The sequence below is a fragment of the Fredinandcohnia onubensis genome (assembly GCF_002734215.1).
GTDB lineage: Bacteria > Bacillota > Bacilli > Bacillales > Bacillaceae_L > Ferdinandcohnia > Ferdinandcohnia onubensis.
The window spans coordinates 185,692-204,929 of the sequence record NZ_NSEB01000015.1; the positions used below are offsets into that span (position 1 = coordinate 185,692).

The 19,238-nt window shown below is 39.7% G+C and carries 19 protein-coding genes; all 19 read left to right on the forward strand.

The features are described 5' to 3' along the window. The first annotated feature begins 2 nt into the window (after positions 1-2). Positions 3-962 carry an MBL fold metallo-hydrolase gene (locus tag CKK03_RS18750; RefSeq protein ID WP_099364052.1) on the forward strand — a complete coding sequence of 320 codons (960 nt, stop codon included), beginning with the start codon at positions 3-5 and terminating at the stop codon, positions 960-962. Positions 963-1,544: 582 nt separating this feature from the next. Beyond that, complete coding sequence (locus CKK03_RS18755) at positions 1,545-2,486, forward strand: Phenylacetic acid catabolic protein (protein WP_425432881.1); 942 nt, start codon at positions 1,545-1,547, stop codon at positions 2,484-2,486. Positions 2,487-2,488: 2 nt separating this feature from the next. Then, positions 2,489-2,818, forward strand: a complete 330-nt coding sequence (locus CKK03_RS18760) for a metal-sulfur cluster assembly factor (RefSeq protein WP_180271310.1) — start codon at positions 2,489-2,491, stop codon at positions 2,816-2,818. Then, a complete protein-coding gene (locus CKK03_RS18765; protein ID WP_099352876.1) occupies positions 2,815-3,039 on the forward strand; it encodes a hypothetical protein in 225 nt (74 codons plus the stop codon). Before CKK03_RS18760 ends, CKK03_RS18765 begins: the two co-directional genes overlap by 4 nt. A gap of 5 nt (positions 3,040-3,044) precedes the next feature. Then, entirely contained in the window at positions 3,045-3,674 is a 630-nt protein-coding gene (locus CKK03_RS18770) for a Phenylacetic acid catabolic protein (protein WP_099364053.1), read from the forward strand. Continuing rightward, complete coding sequence (locus CKK03_RS24275; protein WP_309101515.1) at positions 3,664-3,828, forward strand: PaaD-like zinc ribbon domain-containing protein; 165 nt, start codon at positions 3,664-3,666, stop codon at positions 3,826-3,828. The genes CKK03_RS18770 and CKK03_RS24275 overlap by 11 nt, the downstream gene beginning before the upstream one ends. A 173-nt stretch (positions 3,829-4,001) precedes the next feature. Further along, a complete protein-coding gene (locus CKK03_RS18775) occupies positions 4,002-4,862 on the forward strand; it encodes a 3-hydroxyacyl-CoA dehydrogenase NAD-binding domain-containing protein (protein WP_099364054.1) in 861 nt (286 codons plus the stop codon). Next, positions 4,852-5,601, forward strand: a complete 750-nt coding sequence (locus tag CKK03_RS18780; protein WP_099364055.1) for a 3-hydroxyacyl-CoA dehydrogenase family protein — start codon at positions 4,852-4,854, stop codon at positions 5,599-5,601. Before CKK03_RS18775 ends, CKK03_RS18780 begins: the two co-directional genes overlap by 11 nt. Then, positions 5,598-6,797, forward strand: coding sequence for a thiolase family protein (locus CKK03_RS18785; protein WP_099364056.1), 1,200 nt, complete (start codon positions 5,598-5,600; stop codon positions 6,795-6,797). The genes CKK03_RS18780 and CKK03_RS18785 overlap by 4 nt, the downstream gene beginning before the upstream one ends. A 17-nt stretch (positions 6,798-6,814) precedes the next feature. Beyond that, a complete protein-coding gene (locus CKK03_RS18790) occupies positions 6,815-8,299 on the forward strand; it encodes an aldehyde dehydrogenase family protein (protein WP_099364057.1) in 1,485 nt (494 codons plus the stop codon). A 45-nt stretch (positions 8,300-8,344) separates the two neighbouring features. Next, positions 8,345-9,139, forward strand: a complete 795-nt coding sequence (locus CKK03_RS18795; protein ID WP_099364058.1) for an enoyl-CoA hydratase/isomerase family protein — start codon at positions 8,345-8,347, stop codon at positions 9,137-9,139. Between the two features lie 158 nt (positions 9,140-9,297). Next, complete coding sequence (locus tag CKK03_RS18800; protein WP_099364059.1) at positions 9,298-10,872, forward strand: benzoate-CoA ligase family protein; 1,575 nt, start codon at positions 9,298-9,300, stop codon at positions 10,870-10,872. Positions 10,873-11,273: 401 nt separating this feature from the next. Continuing rightward, a complete protein-coding gene (locus CKK03_RS18805) occupies positions 11,274-12,512 on the forward strand; it encodes an ABC transporter substrate-binding protein (RefSeq protein ID WP_099364114.1) in 1,239 nt (412 codons plus the stop codon). A gap of 71 nt (positions 12,513-12,583) precedes the next feature. Next, a complete protein-coding gene (locus CKK03_RS18810; RefSeq protein ID WP_099364060.1) occupies positions 12,584-13,447 on the forward strand; it encodes a branched-chain amino acid ABC transporter permease in 864 nt (287 codons plus the stop codon). Further along, positions 13,448-14,461, forward strand: coding sequence for a branched-chain amino acid ABC transporter permease (locus tag CKK03_RS18815; protein WP_099364061.1), 1,014 nt, complete (start codon positions 13,448-13,450; stop codon positions 14,459-14,461). 11 nt (positions 14,462-14,472) lie between these two features. Beyond that, entirely contained in the window at positions 14,473-15,237 is a 765-nt protein-coding gene (locus CKK03_RS18820; protein ID WP_099364062.1) for an ABC transporter ATP-binding protein, read from the forward strand. Beyond that, positions 15,230-15,928, forward strand: a complete 699-nt coding sequence (locus CKK03_RS18825; RefSeq protein WP_099364063.1) for an ABC transporter ATP-binding protein — start codon at positions 15,230-15,232, stop codon at positions 15,926-15,928. The genes CKK03_RS18820 and CKK03_RS18825 overlap by 8 nt, the downstream gene beginning before the upstream one ends. 747 nt (positions 15,929-16,675) lie before the next feature. Next, entirely contained in the window at positions 16,676-17,605 is a 930-nt protein-coding gene (gene glsA, locus CKK03_RS18830) for a glutaminase A (protein ID WP_099364064.1), read from the forward strand. A 122-nt stretch (positions 17,606-17,727) separates the two neighbouring features. Continuing rightward, positions 17,728-19,230, forward strand: coding sequence for a DHA2 family efflux MFS transporter permease subunit (locus CKK03_RS18835; RefSeq protein WP_099364065.1), 1,503 nt, complete (start codon positions 17,728-17,730; stop codon positions 19,228-19,230). Positions 19,231-19,238 lie beyond the last annotated feature (8 nt).

The following is a 19,238-nucleotide window of genomic DNA, read 5'->3' on the forward strand; positions in this document are numbered from 1 at the left end:
CCATGAATATTGAAAAAATTGAATTTGGCGGCTATCGGATTGGGATTCCAGTTCCGTTTCCGATGAAGTATGTTTACTGTTATCTTTTTAAACAAAATGATGGCTATTGTCTGATTGATATAGGGTTAAATTACTCTGCTGCACGAGATGCTTGGCAAGAGGTTTTTGATCACTTAGGAATTACTTTTAGTGATGTTCATACAATTTATCTCACACACTTCCATCCAGATCACTCTGGTCTTTCCGGCTGGATGCAAGAACAAACAGGTGCTGACCTTTTTATGAATGAAGTGGATGCAGCCATGATTGAGCGTGTTTGGGGTGAGGGGAGCATCCAGGTTGCGAGAATGAAAGAAATGGTCTTGCAGCATGGAGTTCCTGAAGATTTAGCTAATGGAATCGCAGACCATATGGATAAATTACATAAGAATGTTCTCCCACTACCTGTTGTAAAACCAATTGGAGCTACAATTGAGTTTGGTGATCAACAATGGTCTGTGATCCACACGCCTGGACATAGTGAGGGTCATGTTTGTTTTTTTCATGAAAAAGAAGGTATCTTAATTGGCGGCGATCATATACTCGAAAAAATCACACCGAATATTAGTGTATGGCCCGGTGCTAGCCAGCATCCATTACATGAATATATTGATTCATTACGTAAAGTTAGGAAATATCCGATAAAAAAAATATACTCTGCTCATCATTCGCCGGTTCTAAATGTAACTGAACGAATTGACGAGCTCATCCAGCATCACGAAGAGCGTCTAGATTATATTGAAAGTTTGGCCGACCATAAAACGACATATGAGATTGCGAAGGTTTTGTTCTCCCATAGAGAACTCAACCCTCACCAATGGCGTTTTGCTATTGCAGAAACGATTGCGCACTTAAACTATTTAGAACGCGAAGGCAGAGTTGCGAAACTTAAGCAAGATCCTATAATTTATATTCAAAGTTGATGCACTACTAGGAAAATATCAAATATAGATTAGGTAGGAACCCAAGGTTGTTAGTAGAATAACAATCTTGGGTTTTTGTTTTGAAATAGAGTTTTGAGTGAAGACCTGAACGGAATAGTTACTCGTTCGGAAAGTCCTTCATAGCCGTGATGAAGGCCCGGGCGGAACGAGTGCGTACACGTAAAGTCCTTCCCGCCGATGAAGGGGAAAACGCATCTGATCTACGCACGAAATCCTCTTCATAGCCTTGATGAAGAGGAAAGCGATTCGAAAATTCATATCAAGTCCCCTTCATAACCTCGATGAAGAGGAAAACCCAGCGACCTTCAGCCCAAATCCTCTTCATAACCCCAATGAAGAGGAAACCGTAACGACTTCCCGTGCCCAATCCCCTTCATCCCAAGAACAACCCGCGGGCATACAAAACAACTACCATAACAACAAACTACATCACCATTCATTACGAATTTTAATTTAACGTCTAAAAAACATTATAAATATGTTGACAAACAATTTAAAATATTCTATATTACATATTATAAACGATAGTTAAAAAAACGTAATACAAAGAGGTGTTCATTGATGAGTATAAAAGAGGCTGAGGTATTACTGGAAAAGGTTCAAAATGGATTTATTGTGGAGCGCATGGAGGATATGAATGACGAATATTTGAAAGCGCTAAAACAAACACTCGCGATTGTAGGAGATACAGAACTTCTTAGTGTCCCACCATTATTAACAGTCTACGATCAAGCCCCAAACTTAAACTATAAAATTACCGCTCTAGCAGTTATGCAAGATGAAATCGGTCATGCTCATATCGCTTACCGTTTGTTGGAAGACCTTGGTGAAGATATTGATGAAATGCTCTACCGCCGACCGGCCAACCGTTGGAAAAATCCATACGCGTTTGATTTTAAATTAGACAACTGGGTTGAATTAGGCGTCTTTAACGGATTATTTGATCGTTCTGGATATACGCTTTTAGGTGATGCATACGAACACACCTCCTATGGACCTTGGAAACGTGCACTTGTAAAGGTTGATAAGGAGGAATTATTCCACCTTCGTAATGGTGAGATCATTATGAAAAATGCGATGAAGAACCCGGAAACAGCGAAGCAAGTACAAAAAGCTGTGGATTGGATGTTCCTAATGGCACTCGAATTCTTCGGTGTTGCAGATAACCTAAAGAGCCGTTCAGCGCAATTGGATTACCGATTAAAAGGGCGAACCAATGATGAACTAAGACAAAAATGGTTGTCAACGGCTGTTCCGTTCTGTGAGTCAATCGGAGTGAAAGTTCCAGCTCATTACGATGAAGACCAAGGAAAATATGTGATTGATGTACCATTCCCTTGTAAATTTGATGCTGAAAACAAGAAATGGTTAACAGACCAACCGGATACATGGGAAGGTGCAATCGAGCGCTTTAAGCAAAGAGGTCCTCAGAACCAAGAATTTGTTACTCGCATCCAAAAGGGAGTTTGGGAGTTAGAAGCAATGAGAGCAGAGGAGGCATAAACATGAGTGGAATTATCCAAAAAGAACAAACAACAAAGTATTGGGATGCTCTTAAAGAAGTAATGGATCCTGAGTTTCCAATCAGTGTTGTGGATATGGGGCTAATTTATAACATTACCCAAAACGAAAGTGAATTAGAAGTTGAAATGACATACACCTCCACTGGTTGCGCTTGTATGCAGTGGATTGAAAACGATATCAAAGAACGTTTGTTGAAAGAAGAAGAGGTGGAGGAAGTTAAGATTCAGGTCGTTTGGGATCCACCTTGGACGACAGCAAACCTAAGCGAAGAAGGAAAGAAAAAATTAAAGCACTGGGGGGTAAGTTCATGACGGTAGACGTTGCAAAAAAACATGATTACCTTCTTCTCACTCGAATCAATCGTGGAGATGAACTTATTCATGTGGGAACATTCAAGGCAGTTAATGATGATTTAGCCAAGATTTATGCCCAACATATTTATGACGAAGAAGACTGGGTAGAAATGTATGTTGTTAAAAAAGAAGCTCTTGTTTGTGTTCGAAGCCCAGAACCATTATTTGCAAAGGAGTGAGACTAATGTCTAAGGAACATATTTCATTAATAGAACTTGGTGAAACAATTGCTGATAATAAGTTTATTTTAGGTGACCGATTAGTTGAAATCGGTATCAGCGGACCAACATTAGAAGGAACGCTTTCATCGATTGCAATGGCGCAGCAGGAACTAGGACATTCAAGACTGCTTTATCGCTGGGTTTCTGATTTATCGGGTGTTAAGTCCGAAGTTAAGCATCAAACCGGAAAAGCATTTCAACAAAATGTTGAGATTCGGAATTGGATTGAACTAATCGCTGGAATCTACGTAACAAATGTAGCAGTTGATTTAGTTATGAGAGCCATGATTGAGGCGAATAATCCAAATGTGAATCCTCCTTTCACAAAAATGTTAAAGGAGCAGCAAGAACATCTCATTTATTCACGGAGTTGGTGTGAGCAACTTCTACTTGATAAAGGTTCAATTCCGAGAAGAACGAAAGAAGCCATTTCGAAAACAGCACAAGATGCGAAAGAATGGTTAATTAAAGTAGAAAATGATATGTACTTTGTCACAGAAAATATTATTCCGAAGGATGCTAGATTGGTAGAGCAATTTGATGCAACAATCCAAGAAGTCTTAAAGGATGTGGCAAAGCAACATGTCGGCTAAAAAAGAGAACGCTCAATGTTCATTTTGCTCATCTGAAGATGTAAAGAAGATTTCATCCTTTGGTACAGCCCAATTAGTTCGACAATACTATTGTAATGAGTGTAAAAGTGTATTCGAATACATTCGATGGCAAAAGGAAGATGCGGCTAAATAGAATGCGCGCTCAAAAAGGAGGATGAAGAGGACCAAGAATTTCAAGGCGGCGCAGCTTTGAGTACCGGAGCGTATGTAGTTAATACGTGAGGAACGGAGAAGCAAGCCAACACAGAAATTGGATGCGTCATATTCACCGGACTTTTTGACATCCTCTAGAAAGGATCGAATCTTATGCAGCAAATAAAAACAGTAGGTGTAATAGGTTCAGGAACAATGGGGGCAGGGATTGCTCAATTACTCGTCCAAAACGGATACCCTGTCATTCTTTTTGATATCGATGAAGCAACTGTAACACGTGCGAAAGAGGCAATAAAGTCAAAGTTAGATAGATTAGTAGTCAAAGAAAAAATTACCCATGCCACAGCAGAACAAGCAAAAAAGAACTTGGGCATCACAACGGATATGAACTCATTTGCCGAATGCCAATTGGTCATTGAGGCAGCGCCAGAAAGGCTGGAAATTAAACGGTCCATCTTTTCACAACTGGAAGAAATCTGTTCGAAAGATTCGATATTGGCGTCGAATACTTCCTCACTTTCGATTACAGAAATTTCAGGTCAAAGCGCAAATCCAGAACGAATCGCAGGCTTGCACTTTTTCAATCCGGCACCAATCATGCCACTTGTTGAAGTAGTAAAAGGGTTAAAAACAGCTTCCTCAACTGTTGAAACTCTTGTCCAATTTGCTCAAACAATTAATAAAAGTCCTGTGATGTGTAAGGATACCCCTGGTTTTATTGTGAATCGAGTGGCAAGGCCATTTTATAACGAAGCATTGCGAATTATGAATGATAAGATTGCAACGCCAAGTCAAATCGATCGAATTATGAAGAATGCCGGCAATTTTAAAATGGGTCCTTTTGAATTGCAGGACCTCATCGGAATTGATATCAATTTTGCGACGACAAAATCTGTATATGAAGGATTTCACGGAGAAAGCAGATTCCGCCCTCATTACTACCAAGAGCGGATGGTCCAATCAGGTAGCTTAGGAAGAAAAACAAAAGGAGGGTTCTTTGATTATGACAATTAAAACAGTCTCAGTCGTAGGGGATAACCTTATTGCAAAAGAACTCTCCAACTCTTTTCAAGACAACCCACGCGTTCATTTGGTTGATACGAAAGCTTTGAATGATCAGGTGGATGTCGTCATTGAAACGATGAATCTTGATAAGGAAGAAAAAAAGCGTAGAATCGGGGAAATTGAGGCAAGTGTTTCACCTACTACCTTGATTTTATCAACTACCCTCGGCGTGACAGCGACTGAGGTTGCTTCATGGCTTTTTCATCCTGAAAGATTAATAGGATTTGGGACTTTCGCTAATTTTAGAAAGGGCAGTTTAATTGAAGTGGCATTACCATTACAAGCTGATGCAAGTAATCTTCAAGCTGCCGCAGACACTTTTTCATTAATCAATCAGGATATTGAAGTTGTTGAGGATGAGGTAGGATTTGTTTTCCCAAGGATCTTATCAATGATTGTCAATGAAGCGGCCTATGCATTATCAGAGCAAACGGCAGAGGCTGAGGCAATTGATGTTGCAATGAAAAAAGGCACTAATTATCCAATGGGTCCGCTTGAGTGGGCAGGAGAAATTGGGGTTGATGATATATTTGCAGTGTTAAGTGGATTATATCGTGAATTAGGGGAGGAACGTTATCGCCCAGCTCCACTTATTCGAAAGCTTGTATACGCCGGCTGGATTGGTGGAGAAACCGATAAATGCTTTTACCATTATCAAAACCGCAAAAATAAGGAGCTTTCAGTATGAGAGAAGCTGTAATAATTGATGCAGTTCGGACACCAATAGGAAAACTTAACGGTTCGCTTACGAGTGTACGACCTGATGATCTTGCAGCCCATGTGATCAAGCAATTAATGGCTCGTGTTGACCTGGATTCGTCTCAAGTTGAAGATGTGTTATTCGGTTGTGCGAATCAAGCAGGTGAAGATAATCGAAATGTTGCAAGAATGGGATTGTTATTAGCTGGGCTTCCTATTTCGATTCCGGGAGTAACGGTTAATAGACTTTGTGGTTCTGGATTAGAGGCAGTTAATCAGGCAGCCGCTTCGATTAAGTCAGGCCTAGGAGATGTCTTTATTGCAGGAGGAACGGAAAGTATGACCCGTGCTCCGTATGTAATGATGAAACCACAAGTTACAAGTGCAAAGGGGAATCAGACTTTGCATGATACGATGCTCGGCTGGAGACTTGTTAATCCAACCATGAATGAAATGTATCCTCCAATTAGTTTAGGAGAAACGGCTGAAAATGTAGCAGAGAAATATGGGATTTCAAGAGCAGAACAGGATGATCTTGCCCTTTTAAGTCAGCAAAAGGCAGCCGCAGCGATTCAAAGTGGAAGATTTAATGATGAGATTGTGCCGATTGAAATACCACAAAGAAAAGGAGAGCCTCTTCTTTTCAGCGAGGATGAACATGTTCGACCTGGAACCACTTTGGAAACGCTGTCTAAACTTAAGCCGGTTTTCCGAAAGAATGGGACGGTTACTGCTGGAAATTCATCTGGTATTAATGATGGATCTAGTGCCATCCTCGTAATGGAAAAGGAGCTTGCAGAAAGGCTTGGATTAAAGCCAATTGCTAGAGTAGTGACATCTGCTGTTAGTGGTGTCCATCCGGACTTTATGGGAATCGGCCCGATTCCAGCGACAAGAAAAGCATTACAAAGAGCAGGTTTAACTGTTGATGACCTTGATTTGATAGAAATTAATGAAGCATTTGCAGCACAATCTGTTGCATGTATTAAAGAACTCGAACTAGATATGGAGAAAGTGAATGTCAATGGTGGTGCAATTGCTTTAGGCCATCCACTAGGATGCAGCGGTGCGCGTATTGTTACTACACTTGTTCATGAGATGCAAAAACGTGATGTGCGTTATGGCTTAGCCACTATGTGCATCGGTGTCGGTCAAGGAATCGCAACGATTATAGAGAAAATGTAGGGAGTGAAACAACATCTATGGTGGAATTAAAAGAAACGTACCAACTATTGATTAATGGAGAATACTCAAATAGTAGCAATAATGAATTTTTCGAGACTTATAACCCAGCAACTGGTGAGGTTATCGCAAAAGTAGCAAAAGCGACAAAAGAAGATGTGGATCGTGCTGTTGACGCAGCAAGAAACGCATTTGAAAACGGAAAGTGGCCGAAATTGCCTCAAGCAAGAAGAGCAAGAGTACTTAACAATATTGCAGCAATTATGCGTGAACGTTTCAATGATCTTGTTGAAGCAGAAGTATTAAATAGTGGAAAAACAGTTGCTGCTGCCAAGGGGCAAATTGGTCAAGCTATTGAAGACTTTGAATTTTATGCAGGGGCCATCACAACCTTTGGAGGACGTACGAATCCAGTTCCGAATGGATTTTTTAACTACACCGTAAAAGAACCTGTAGGAGTTTGTGCGCAAATTATTCCATGGAACTATCCATTAATGATGGCTGCTTGGAAAATCGCACCTGCCATTGCAGCAGGATGTCCAGTTATTCTAAAGCCAGCATCACATACACCGATTACTGCTTATATGCTTGCAGATATCTGCCATGAAGCAGGGGTTCCAGCTGGCGTCGTGAATGTTATCACAGGAAGCGGTTCGGTAATTGGTCCTTACTTAACGACTCACCCTGGTGTCGATAAAGTAGCCTTCACAGGCGAAACAGAAACCGGGAAAGACATTATGGCGAAAGCTTCAACGACCTTAAAGCGTGTTACTTTAGAGTTAGGTGGGAAATCCCCTAATATCGTATTTGATGATGCTGATATTGACGGCGCAGTAGCAGGTTCTATTTATGGAATCTTCTATAACACCGGTCAATCATGTGAGGCCCGTTCAAGATTATTCGTACATGAAAACATTTATGATGAATTTGTCGAAAAATTTATTGAAAAGGCCCAAAAACTTAAGGTTGGTGACCCATTCGATAAGGAAACACATATGGGAGCCCTGATTTCTAAAGACCATGAAGAAGTTGTAGACGGCTATGTAAAACTTGCAATTGAAGAGGGCGGAGAAGTTCTATATGGAGGAAAAAGACCAGAAGGCGGCGAATTTGATAAAGGGTATTGGTATTTACCAACTGTTATCGGAAATGTCACAAACGACATGAGAATTGCTCAAGAAGAAGTCTTCGGTCCAGTTGTTGTTATCATGAAGTTTAAAGATGAAGCTGAAGTCCTTGAGCAATCAAATGATTCTATTTTTGGACTTGGTTCAGCTGTCTGGACAAAGGATCACGGTAAAGCACATCGAATTGCAGAAGGCATTCGTGCAGGTATTGTCATGATAAATTGCCCAATTTCAGCCTTCCCTGGAACACCATTTGGTGGTTACAAGCAATCAGGGTTTGGAAGAGAATTGAGTGTAGAAACACTTGATCTGTATTCAGAGACAAAGAGTGTTGTCTCATATAATGGAGAGCGTCCACTAAATATTTTCAGAATATAGTATATATAAATAATTTTCCAATAAAACAAATGGAGGAATGTAAACATGTCAATTAATTTAGAAACAAAAAATCTTACTGTAAAAAAAGTCGACGGGATCGCTGAAGTTCACATTCATGTAAATAAAACAAACTCATATGACCTTGAGTATTACAAAGAGTTAAATGCGGCAATTGATGACATTCGTTTTGATAATGACATTAAAGTAGCTGTACTAATGAGTGATATGCCAAAGTTCTTCTCAGCAGGAGCGAATATCAATTTCTTAAAATCTGCTGAACCACGTTTTAAAACACAGTTCTGCTTATTCTGTAACGAAACTTTAGATAAAATTGCACGTTCACCACAAATTTGGATAGCTTGCTTAGAAGGTCATACTGTTGGTGGGGGACTAGAAATGGCTCTTGCTTGTGATTTACGTTTCATGGGAGACCAAGCAGGTAAGATTGGACTTCCAGAAGTATCTCTTGGCGTATTAGCAGGTACAGGTGGAACTCAGCGTCTAGCTCGTCAAGTTGGACACTCTAAAGCCCTAGATTTAAATATCACAGGTGAAACATTAACACCACAAGAAGCATTAGCTATTAAACTAGTAGATCGTGTATATCCGCAAGAAGAAACAAGAGCGAAAACATTAGAATATGCACAAAAAATTGCAAACAGCGCAACGTATGCAACTTCTAATATTAAGCTATCGATCATGAATGGAAAAGAAATGCCACTTAACGTAGCGATTCGTTATGAGGGTGAGCTTCAAAACCTATTATTCCGTTCTCAAGATGCACAAGAAGGTTTAAGTGCATTCATTGAAAAGCGCGAACCAAACTGGTCAGGTAAGTAAGAAATAATTTGTTATTCTTCATTTCGGTTTATTAACACTATATTCACAGTGTCAATGTCAAAATATCAACTATGAATTACTCCGAAAAAGGTGGAGGTAACGATTACCTCCACTATCTTAAATTTTTTCTATCTACAAGATAGGTAAGGAGGAAAAGTGTGATAAAGGTAGCTTCGGATTTAAAGGGAATTGCAACGAAGTACAATGCAGCCGATCGATTTATTGAAGAAAATGTACGAAACGGACTAGGGGAAAAAATAGCCATAATAAGTGGAGACGAACAAGTCTCTTATCAAGAACTTCTTAATCGTGTGAACCAATTTGGTAACGCTCTCAAAAAGTTGGGTGTTGAAAATGAAAACCGTATGCTGATGGTTATGCATGACACGGTTGAGAATATCGTTTCCTTTTATGGGGCGATAAAAATTGGTGCACTTCCAATCCCATCTAACACCATGCTACAGCCTGGGGATTATGAATATCTATTAAACCACAGTCGTTCGAAAGTACTTGTTATTCACGAGGATCTTTGGAGCAAAATTAAGGCAAATAGAGATCGATTTGTCTTCCTTCAGCATGTTATCGTCGTAACAGAAAACACAACAGTAGATGCAAATGAAATTGATTACCATGACCTGATAAGTAATGCTTCAACAGAGCTTGAGTCGTTTTTATCAGTGAAGGATGACCCTGCATTCTGGCTATACAGTTCTGGTAGCACTGGAAATCCAAAAGGTGTTATTCACCATCAACGAAGCATGGAAGCAGCGTATAACACGTATGGGAAACAAGTTTTGGGGATAAGTGAAAATGATGTTACCTTCTCCGCTTCAAAGCTCTTTTTTGCGTATGGGCTTGGAAATGGGATGTATTTCCCGTTAGGAGCTGGAGCCACAACTGTTTTATTAAAGGATCGTCCTACGCCTGATAAAGTGTTTGAAACACTTGAAAAGACAAAACCAACGATCTTTTTTGGTGTTCCAACACTTTATGGTAGTTTGATTAACTATGTTGAGCGTACAGGAAAAATTCCTGACTTATCATCAGTGAGAGTATGTGTATCTGCTGGTGAGGCGCTCCCTGATACATTTGTGAACAAATGGAAGCAACTCTTTAATCTTGATATTTTGGATGGTATTGGATTAACAGAAGCACTACATATTTTTATTTCGAATCGGGTCGGAGATATTCGTCCTGGAAGCACAGGGAAGCCTGTCCCTGGATATGAGGCGAAAATTGTTAATGACGATTTCGTGGAAGTAGAACCAAATGAAGTTGGGGACTTAGTTATTAAAGGGGAAAGCCTAACTGGTGGTTATTGGGCAAATATCGCTGAAAATCAGAAAAAACTCAAAGGCGAATGGATGTATACCGGGGATAAATATTACAAGGATGAAGAAGGTTATTTTTGGTATTCAGGGCGTTCAGATGACATGCTGAAGGTAGGCGGAATCTGGGTTTCTCCAATTGAAGTAGAATCAACTCTACTCAAACATGACTCCGTTCTAGAGGTCGCAGTAATCGGCGTCAAGACAGAGGATAATCTAGATCTTCCAAAAGCTTGTATTGTGCTTAAAGAAGGGGTTGTCCCATCTGAAGAATTGAAAGCAGAATTAAAAGCTTATGTAAAAGCAAACTTAGCCCCTTATAAGTATCCTAGAATCATAGAGTTTATGGATGAAATCCCAAAAACGGCTTCTGGGAAGATGCAACGTTTTAAATTAAGACAATAATCAGTGGTTTTTGGTGCGGAAGTAAAATTAACGTAATAAATTAAGAGAGGCTAACTTCGTAAAAAAAGTATTTTTTCAATTTAACAAAAAAGCTTAATTTACAGTATGTGTTGATTAAATAGAGGTCGTGTTGGTACTAAAGGCAGAAAATGTAAGCCGTTATTCCAACCCTCCTCCATTTTTTTTGCATGAAATTCCGAAGAAGTCTATTACGTTTTTTTTATGGAAGTCAAAAATATGTATTGAATATTTAAGTAGTTATAACTATAATAATATTCAAAATACTAAAAATTTTGGAAAGGGGGTATCCATACATAATCCAAAAGTCCTGTTAGTGTAAAAAGTGTATTCACCAAAGAGGGTCAATATTGAATGCGTTTCCATTAAAGGGAGGGTTACCTATGAAACTAGTAAAAAGAAATTGGTTGATCATGTTGGCATTTGTTCTATTGCTCTCAGCATGTAGCTCAGGGGCAATCAGTACAACTACGGAAAATAACAAAAAAGAAGAAAATGAGGAACCAACTACAACTGATTCTTCAAGTGACGAGCCAATTAAAATTGGTGCTTTACTACCTTCAACAGGTGTATATGCTTCACTTGGGGAAAATGTTAAGAACGGTATGGAGCTCTATTTTGAAGAAATCGGTTGGGAAGTCGCCGGTAAGAAAATTGAGATTGTTCATGAAGATACGGAGGCAGACCCACAAGTTTCCTTACGTAAGCTTCGTAAATTAATGGAACAGGACAAAATTGACATTTTGACTGGTCCAATCAGTACTGCAGTTGCTTATGCGATTCGTGACGAGGTTGATAAGAACAAATTACCATTCCTTGTTTCTCATGCTGGTGGAAATGATTTAACAAGAACAAAGCGTAGTGATTATATCTGGCGTTCGTCTTTCTCTTCCTACCAAATTGGACACTCTATGGGCCAATGGGCATATGACAATATTGGTGGAAAAATCTATTTAACAGCTGCTGACTATGCATTTGGTCATGAAGCTACGGCAGCATTTAAGGATGCTTATACGGCAGCAGGTGGAGAAATTGTTGAGGAAGTATTCGCTCCACTAGGAAATAACGATTTCTCTTCTTACCTAGCAAAAATGAATCGTGATGACATTGATGGAATCTATGCATTCTTTGCGGGTACAGACGCAATTCGCTTCGTTCAACAATACGAGCAATATGGATTAAAAGGTAAGATTCCTTTAATTGGTTCTGGATGGCTTACTGCTGAGGATACTCGTCCACAGCAAGGAACTGCTCCTGAAGGCATTATTGCTTCAATTTTCTGGGATTATAGTCTAGATACTCCTGAAAATAAAAAATTCGTTGAAGCGTATGAAGCGAAGTACGATGCGAGACCAAGTATCGAATCTGCAGAAGGTTATGATGCAGCGGCGATTATGGCAAAAGCAATCGAAGCATTAAACGGGGATGTTTCAGACCCTGATAAACTAGTAGAGGAAATCTCAAAGGTTGAACTGAATAGCCCAAGAGGCCCAATCAAGTTTGACCCAGAAACTCATCAAATCATCCAAAACCTTTATATCGTAGAAACGTACCTTGATGGTGACAAGACGGAAAATAAAGTAATCGACACAGTACCAGAAGTTGTCGACCCAGGAAAATAAGAAAATAATTAAAGAAGGAGGCAAAGGTAACAGGTGTTGCCTCTTTCTTTTCATTTGATGGGAGGAAAGGAATGGATACATTAGTTTTGCAATTGATGAATGCGCTTAGCTACGGGTTTCTCCTATTCATTATTACATGTGGGATAAGTCTCGTTTTTGGTATTTTAGGGGTATTAAATTTAGCGCATGGTTCCCTATATTTATTAGGATCGTACATGGGTTATTCAATCGTTGTAAAATCAGGACTACCATTTTGGGTTGCACTCTTGGTTGTGCCTTTTATTATTGCCGTCATCGGATTGATTTTAGAAGTAATCCTACTTCGGCCAACCTATAAGCTTGGTCATCTTTCCCAGGTATTGTTAACTTTTGGTCTAGCATACATCTTCCATGATCTCTTCTCCATCATTTGGGGGAAAAACATCATGACCGTAACTCCACCAAATTTCCTAAGCCAATCGGTTGAAGTGATGGGGAATATGATCCCTTCATACCGTCTAGCTTTAATTGTAGTCGGTATCATCATCGCTGTAGCCCTTTGGTATACACAGGAAAAAACAAAATGGGGCGCTGTTATCCGTGCGGGGTTATCTGATAAAGAAATGGTCGGTGGACTAGGAATCAACATCCACCTCGTGTTTACACTTGTATTTTTCTTTGGAAGCTTCCTAGCCGGAATCGGTGGGGTACTTGGCTCCCCAATCCTAGGAGTAGCCCCTGGAATGGAATTTAATATCCTCATTTTATCTCTTGTTGTTCTAGTTGTAGGAGGACTTGGGTCAGTAAGTGGAACGATTGTTGCGAGTCTCTTAGTGGGTATGGTTGAAACATTTAGTCGTTTCTATGTCCCAGAACTAAGCTTAATCATTACATTTGCTTTGATGGCTGCTGTATTAATTATCCGTCCGCAAGGATTGATAGGAAGGAGGGCATAAATGAGCAAACAGTGGATGAAAGGAAGTTTATTATTCTTATTAATGGTTGCTGCTCCATTTTTTGTTTCTCTCTATTACGTAAACATTTTTACGGAAATCTTGATTTTTGGGATATTCGCCATTAGTTTAAATATCCTAGTTGGTCAGACTGGGTTGGTATCCTTAGGGCATGCTGCATTTTTCGGTGCTGGTGCTTATGCAACTGGTCTAGCGGCAAGTCATTTATCTACAAATGTATTTCTAACGATTGCAATTGGAATGCTGCTTGCCTTTTTATTAGCCATTTTAATAGGTTTTGTATCAACAAAGGCACACGGTTTTTACTTTTTGATGCTAACACTTGCCTGTTCCCAAATGGTTTACTCCATCATTTACCAATGGACAGATATAACGGGTGGATCAAATGGATTGTCAGGAATTCCTGCTCCAAGTCTGTTTGGAGATTTTCTCCTATCCAATCAAGTGTTTATTTATTACTTTGTATTAGTCGTATTTGCAATCGTTATGATTGTTATTAACAGACTTCTTCATTCCCCTCTTGGGTATGTGTTCATTGGAATAAAAGAAAATGAAGACCGAATGAAGTCGATTGGCTATAACACAACCTTCTATAAAAACATTAGCTTTTTGATTGCGGGTACTTTAGGTGGATTGGCTGGAAGTTTATATGTATTTTTCAATGGCTTCGTAGCCCCAACAGATGTGTACTGGACAGTGTCTGGCTCTGTACTGATCATGGTGTTAGTTGGAGGAGCAGGAACACTTTGGGGACCTGTTATTGGAGCGGCGTTTATCGTTGTGTTGGAGACAATTATTAGTTCTTATACAGAAAGCTGGATGATGATTATTGGTACTGCCTTCATCCTATTCACAATCTTCGCTCCTTCCGGAATTGCAGGGTTGTTCTCAAATCTAACAGGAAGCATTTTTAAACCAAAGTCCAAACCTATAGAGGAAGATTATGTTGAGCAACCGATTGAACCTATTAAACAGCAATCAAAAATAAATGGATAGGGGGGAAAGTGATGACTACAATTCTTTCAATTCAAAATCTATCAAAGCATTTTGGTGGGTTAAAAGTAATTGAAGATATTACGTTGGATGTGACAGTTGGAGAACGTGTCGGATTAATTGGTCCAAATGGCGCGGGTAAGACAACCTTTTTCAATATGATCGCTGGAGACTTGAACCCAACAGGCGGAACAATTGCTTATTATGATCGAGATATTACAAAGGTACCAAACTATAAAAGGACAGAAAATGGAATTGTTCGAACGTTCCAGAAGAACAATCTAATGTTTGGATTAACAGTGAAAGAGAATGTTCTCCTGGTTTTACAGAAAATGAGGAAAGAGCATACGCAATGGTGGAAGAAGGTAAGTCTCAAAAATTATCAAGCGTTGCATGAAGAAACGGATGCCCTTTTACAGGAATGGAATCTTGAGCAGTATAGCGATAAAAAGGTACAAGAGCTATCTTATGGTGTGCAGAGACAAATTGAAATTGTCATGGCCATTGCTGGAAAGCCAAAGATTCTACTGTTAGACGAACCGACAGCAGGAATGTCACAGGTTGAAACCGACCAAATTATTGCTCTAATTAATAAGCTGCCAAAAGAAGTAACGATTTGTATGATTGAGCATGATATTGATGTGTTATTCGGTAATATGGACCGAGTGATTGTCCTACATACAGGCAAACTAATTGCTGATGGTACACCAGAATCGGTTCGCGAAAATGAGGAGGTTAAGGAAATTTACTTAGGGCGGGAGGAGGCTGCACATGCTTAAGTTGAAAGATGTTAATAGCTTCTATGGCTCAAGTCACATCCTTCATGGAGTGAACCTTGAAGTGAAAGAAGGCCAGGTTGTGACCCTGTTAGGAAGAAATGGTATGGGGAAAACGACAACCATGCATTCAATTATTGGCTTTGTTAATAAAGTACAAGGTGAAATCCTATTTGAAGGTAAAAATATTGCCTCGCTCCAAAGTCACCAAATTGCAAGAAAGGGAATTGGCATCGTTCCACAGGGGAGAAGAATATTTCCGAACCTGACCGTAACAGAAAATCTAACCGTTTTCGCTGATCTGAAAAAAGGAGATTGGAATCTAGAGAAGATCTTTCACTATTTTCCACGCCTAAAGGAACGTGAAAAATCTCATGCTGGCACCTTAAGTGGTGGGGAACAATCGATGCTATCAATCGGAAGAGCGTTGATGAGAAATCCAAAAATCTTATTGCTCGATGAACCGACAGAGGGACTCTCTCCCTTAATGGTCAGTGAAGTGATGGACGTCCTTTTAAAATTAAAAGAATCTGGAATGTCGATGCTTCTAGTTGAACAAAATATCTCAACTGCCTTACGAATAGCAGATGATGTTTATATTTTAAGTAAAGGGAAGGTAGTCTATCACGACAATCCGGAAGAACTAAAAAACAATATGGATATCGCGTACCAGCATCTCGCGTTAAGCAGCTAACAATAGCCCTTCCCATTCCCGGGAATGGGCTATTTTCTATTGGATTTCAGGGGGGTAGACAATTTCGTGTAGGCACCAGCTTGCGTAGAGAGTCGTCACTTTCCAGTTGCTAGGAGGTTGATAACACTTCAGCCAGCTTAGAGATTCGCCACTATCCAGTTTCTGGGAGATTGCTGGCACTCCAGCCAGTATAGAGAGTCGTCATTTCCAGTTATTAGGAGGTTGATGAGACTCCAGCCAGTTTAGAGAGTCGCCACTATCCAGTTACTAGGAGGTTAATGGAACTCCAGCCAGTTTAGAGAGTCGCCACTATCCAGTTACTAGAGGTTGATAGCACTCCAGCCAGTTTAGAGAGTCATCACTATCCAGTTACTAGGAGGTTGAAGGCACTCCAGCCAGTTTAGAGAGCCGCCACCTTCCAGTATCTAGGAGGTTGAAGGCACTCCAGCCATTTTAGAGAGTTGCTACATTCCAGTTACTAGGAGGTTGAAGGCACTCCAGCCCGTTTAGAGAGTCGTCACTTTCCAGTTACTAGGAGGTTGATAACACTTCAGCCGGCTTAGAGAGTCGCCACTATCCAGTTTCTAGGTGTCGCATCACTCCACCCCATTTTAAAAGGCGCTTTAAAAATCTGAAGATTACATATGCATATCCAACCAAGTCAATAGACTAACTATCGAACATAAAATTAACCTTATCTATAAATAGTAAAACCCCCTTTGGTAAAGACTACTAGTGGTGATGAAAATGCCTTGTAAATCAAATGATGAATTAAAGGAATTAGTGAAAGAAGCGCGCAAAATAACTAAAAATGGGCGTGTAGCAGATTATATACCCGCACTTGGGAAAGCGAACCCGAATGACCTGTCTATTGCAATCAACTTTCCGGATGGACGTTGTTTTTCCGCAGGGGATATTGAAAAAAAGATCTCGTTACAAAGTATCTCCAAAGTCGTAACGCTTGCTCTCGTTTTGATGGATAGGAGCAAACAATATGTTTTTGAGCGTGTCGGAATGGAGCCGACTGGAGACCCGTTTAACTCGATTGCAAAGCTAGAAACAATGGTTCCATCAAAGCCACTAAACCCGATGATTAATGCTGGCGCACTTGCTGTTACCCATATGATAAAAGGGAACACAGTAGATGAGAGATTTCAACGATTACTCACATTCATTCGTGAATTAGCAAACAATGACACGATCCATTACAATGAGGAAATTGCCCAATCTGAATATGACACGGCACATCTCAATCGAGCCTTGTGTTATTTCTTAAAGCAGCATCACATCATTGAGGAAAATGTTGAAGAGCTTATCGATCTTTATACAAAACAATGTGCGATCGAAATGAATTGCCTTGATTTATCTAGGATAGGGGTTGTTTTTGCTCTTGATGGTGTTGATCCGGCAACAGGTAAACAAATTATGCCGGAAAATGTTGCGCGTATCTGTAAAACGTTCATGGTGACCTGCGGAATGTACAATGCCTCTGGTGAATTTGCCATAAAGATCGGGATTCCAGCAAAAAGTGGTGTATCCGGTGGAATCATGGGGGCGGTTCCAGGTAAATTTGGAATTGGAATATTAGGTCCGGCCTTAGATGAAAAAGGAAATAGCATAGGTGGAATAAGGCTTCTTGAGCTCCTATCTAAAACCTATAACCTTAGCATGTTCTAACAGTTCCCAAACTGAGATATTTTCATTGCAATCCAAAAAGGCGTGTTATAAGATATATCTTATGACTAAATAAAACAATGGTATAAAATTATGAACTTAACGTCTAATGTGGGGGGAGTTTTATGGATTTTTCCGAAAAACAAGTACGCCCTCAATACGGTATTCTTGCCGTCTTGATGGTTGGTGCCTTTATTTCATTTTTAAATAATACATTATTAAATGTCGCATTACCTTCTATTATGACGGAATTAAAGGTTGACCCATCGACAGTACAGTGGTTAACCACGGGCTTTATGCTAGTCAATGGAATCTTAATTCCGACTACAGCCTTTTTAATCGAAAAATATACCGTTCGCCGATTATTTATCGTTGCAATGGGATTATTTACAATCGGTACGATACTTTCGGGTACCGCCCATGTATTTTCTGTTCTGCTTGCAGGTCGGATGATCCAAGCATCAGGTTCGGCAATTATGATGCCGCTCCTAATGAATGTAATGTTGGTAAGCTTCCCTGTTGAAAAAAGGGGAACAGCGATGGGGGTTTTCGGCTTAATCCTCATGTTCGCACCGGCGATTGGGCCCACACTTTCGGGTTGGATTATTGAGCACTATGATTGGAGAATGCTTTTCCACTTCATCACACCAATAGCAGCTATTGTGTTCATACTTGGCTTTATCATGCTGAAGGATAAAAAGGAAAAAGTAATCCTAAAACTGGACTTTTTCTCTTTAGTCTTATCAAGTATAGGATTTGGTGGATTATTATATGGATTTAGTTCAGCAGGCAATATGGGGTGGGGAAGTCCATTTGTATTTGGATCCATTATTATAGGAATAATCTCGTTAACTTGGTTTATCGTTCGTCAATCAAAGCTTGATATCCCAATGCTTAATTTTGGTGTCTATCGTTATCCGATGTTTGCATTGGCTTCAGGGATTACGATGGTTGTTAATATGGCCATGTTTTCAGGGTTTTTATTGCTACCAATTTATTTACAAACGATATTAGGTATTTCGCCTATGAATACTGGACTTTTACTTTTACCTGGAGCAATATTAAATGCATTTATGTCACCGATCAATGGACGTTTATTTGATAAATTTGGTGGACGTATCTTGGCAACTCTGGGATTGGCCATTACAACTGTAACAACATATCTTTTCAGCCAACTGACCTTTGAAACGTCCTATACGTATCTTATGATTTTACATGCGGTGAGAATGTTTGGTATGTCCATGGTCTTTATGCCTGTTTCAACAAATGGTTTAAATCAGTTGCCGCGTAATTTATACCCACATGGTACAGCTGTTAATAATACATTAAATCAGGTTTCAGCCGCCATTGGTACAGGATTTTTAATTACATTGATGTCATTAAGAGAAGAGACATCTGCAGCAAATTTACTAAAGAATATTCAAGGGCAGCCTACAGAGGCACAAGCTCTACAAATTCAGTTACAAGCCATGCTTGACGGAATTAATTTCACCTTTTTCGTTTCAACCTTCTTAATACTTCTTGCGTTTATTCTCGCGTTCTTTATTAAACGAGCGAAACAGGAAGAAGATATTACGGGTAAGAAAAACACAAAACAAGGTGTTCAGCCTTCATTAGCAAAGAATTAAAAAAAGGA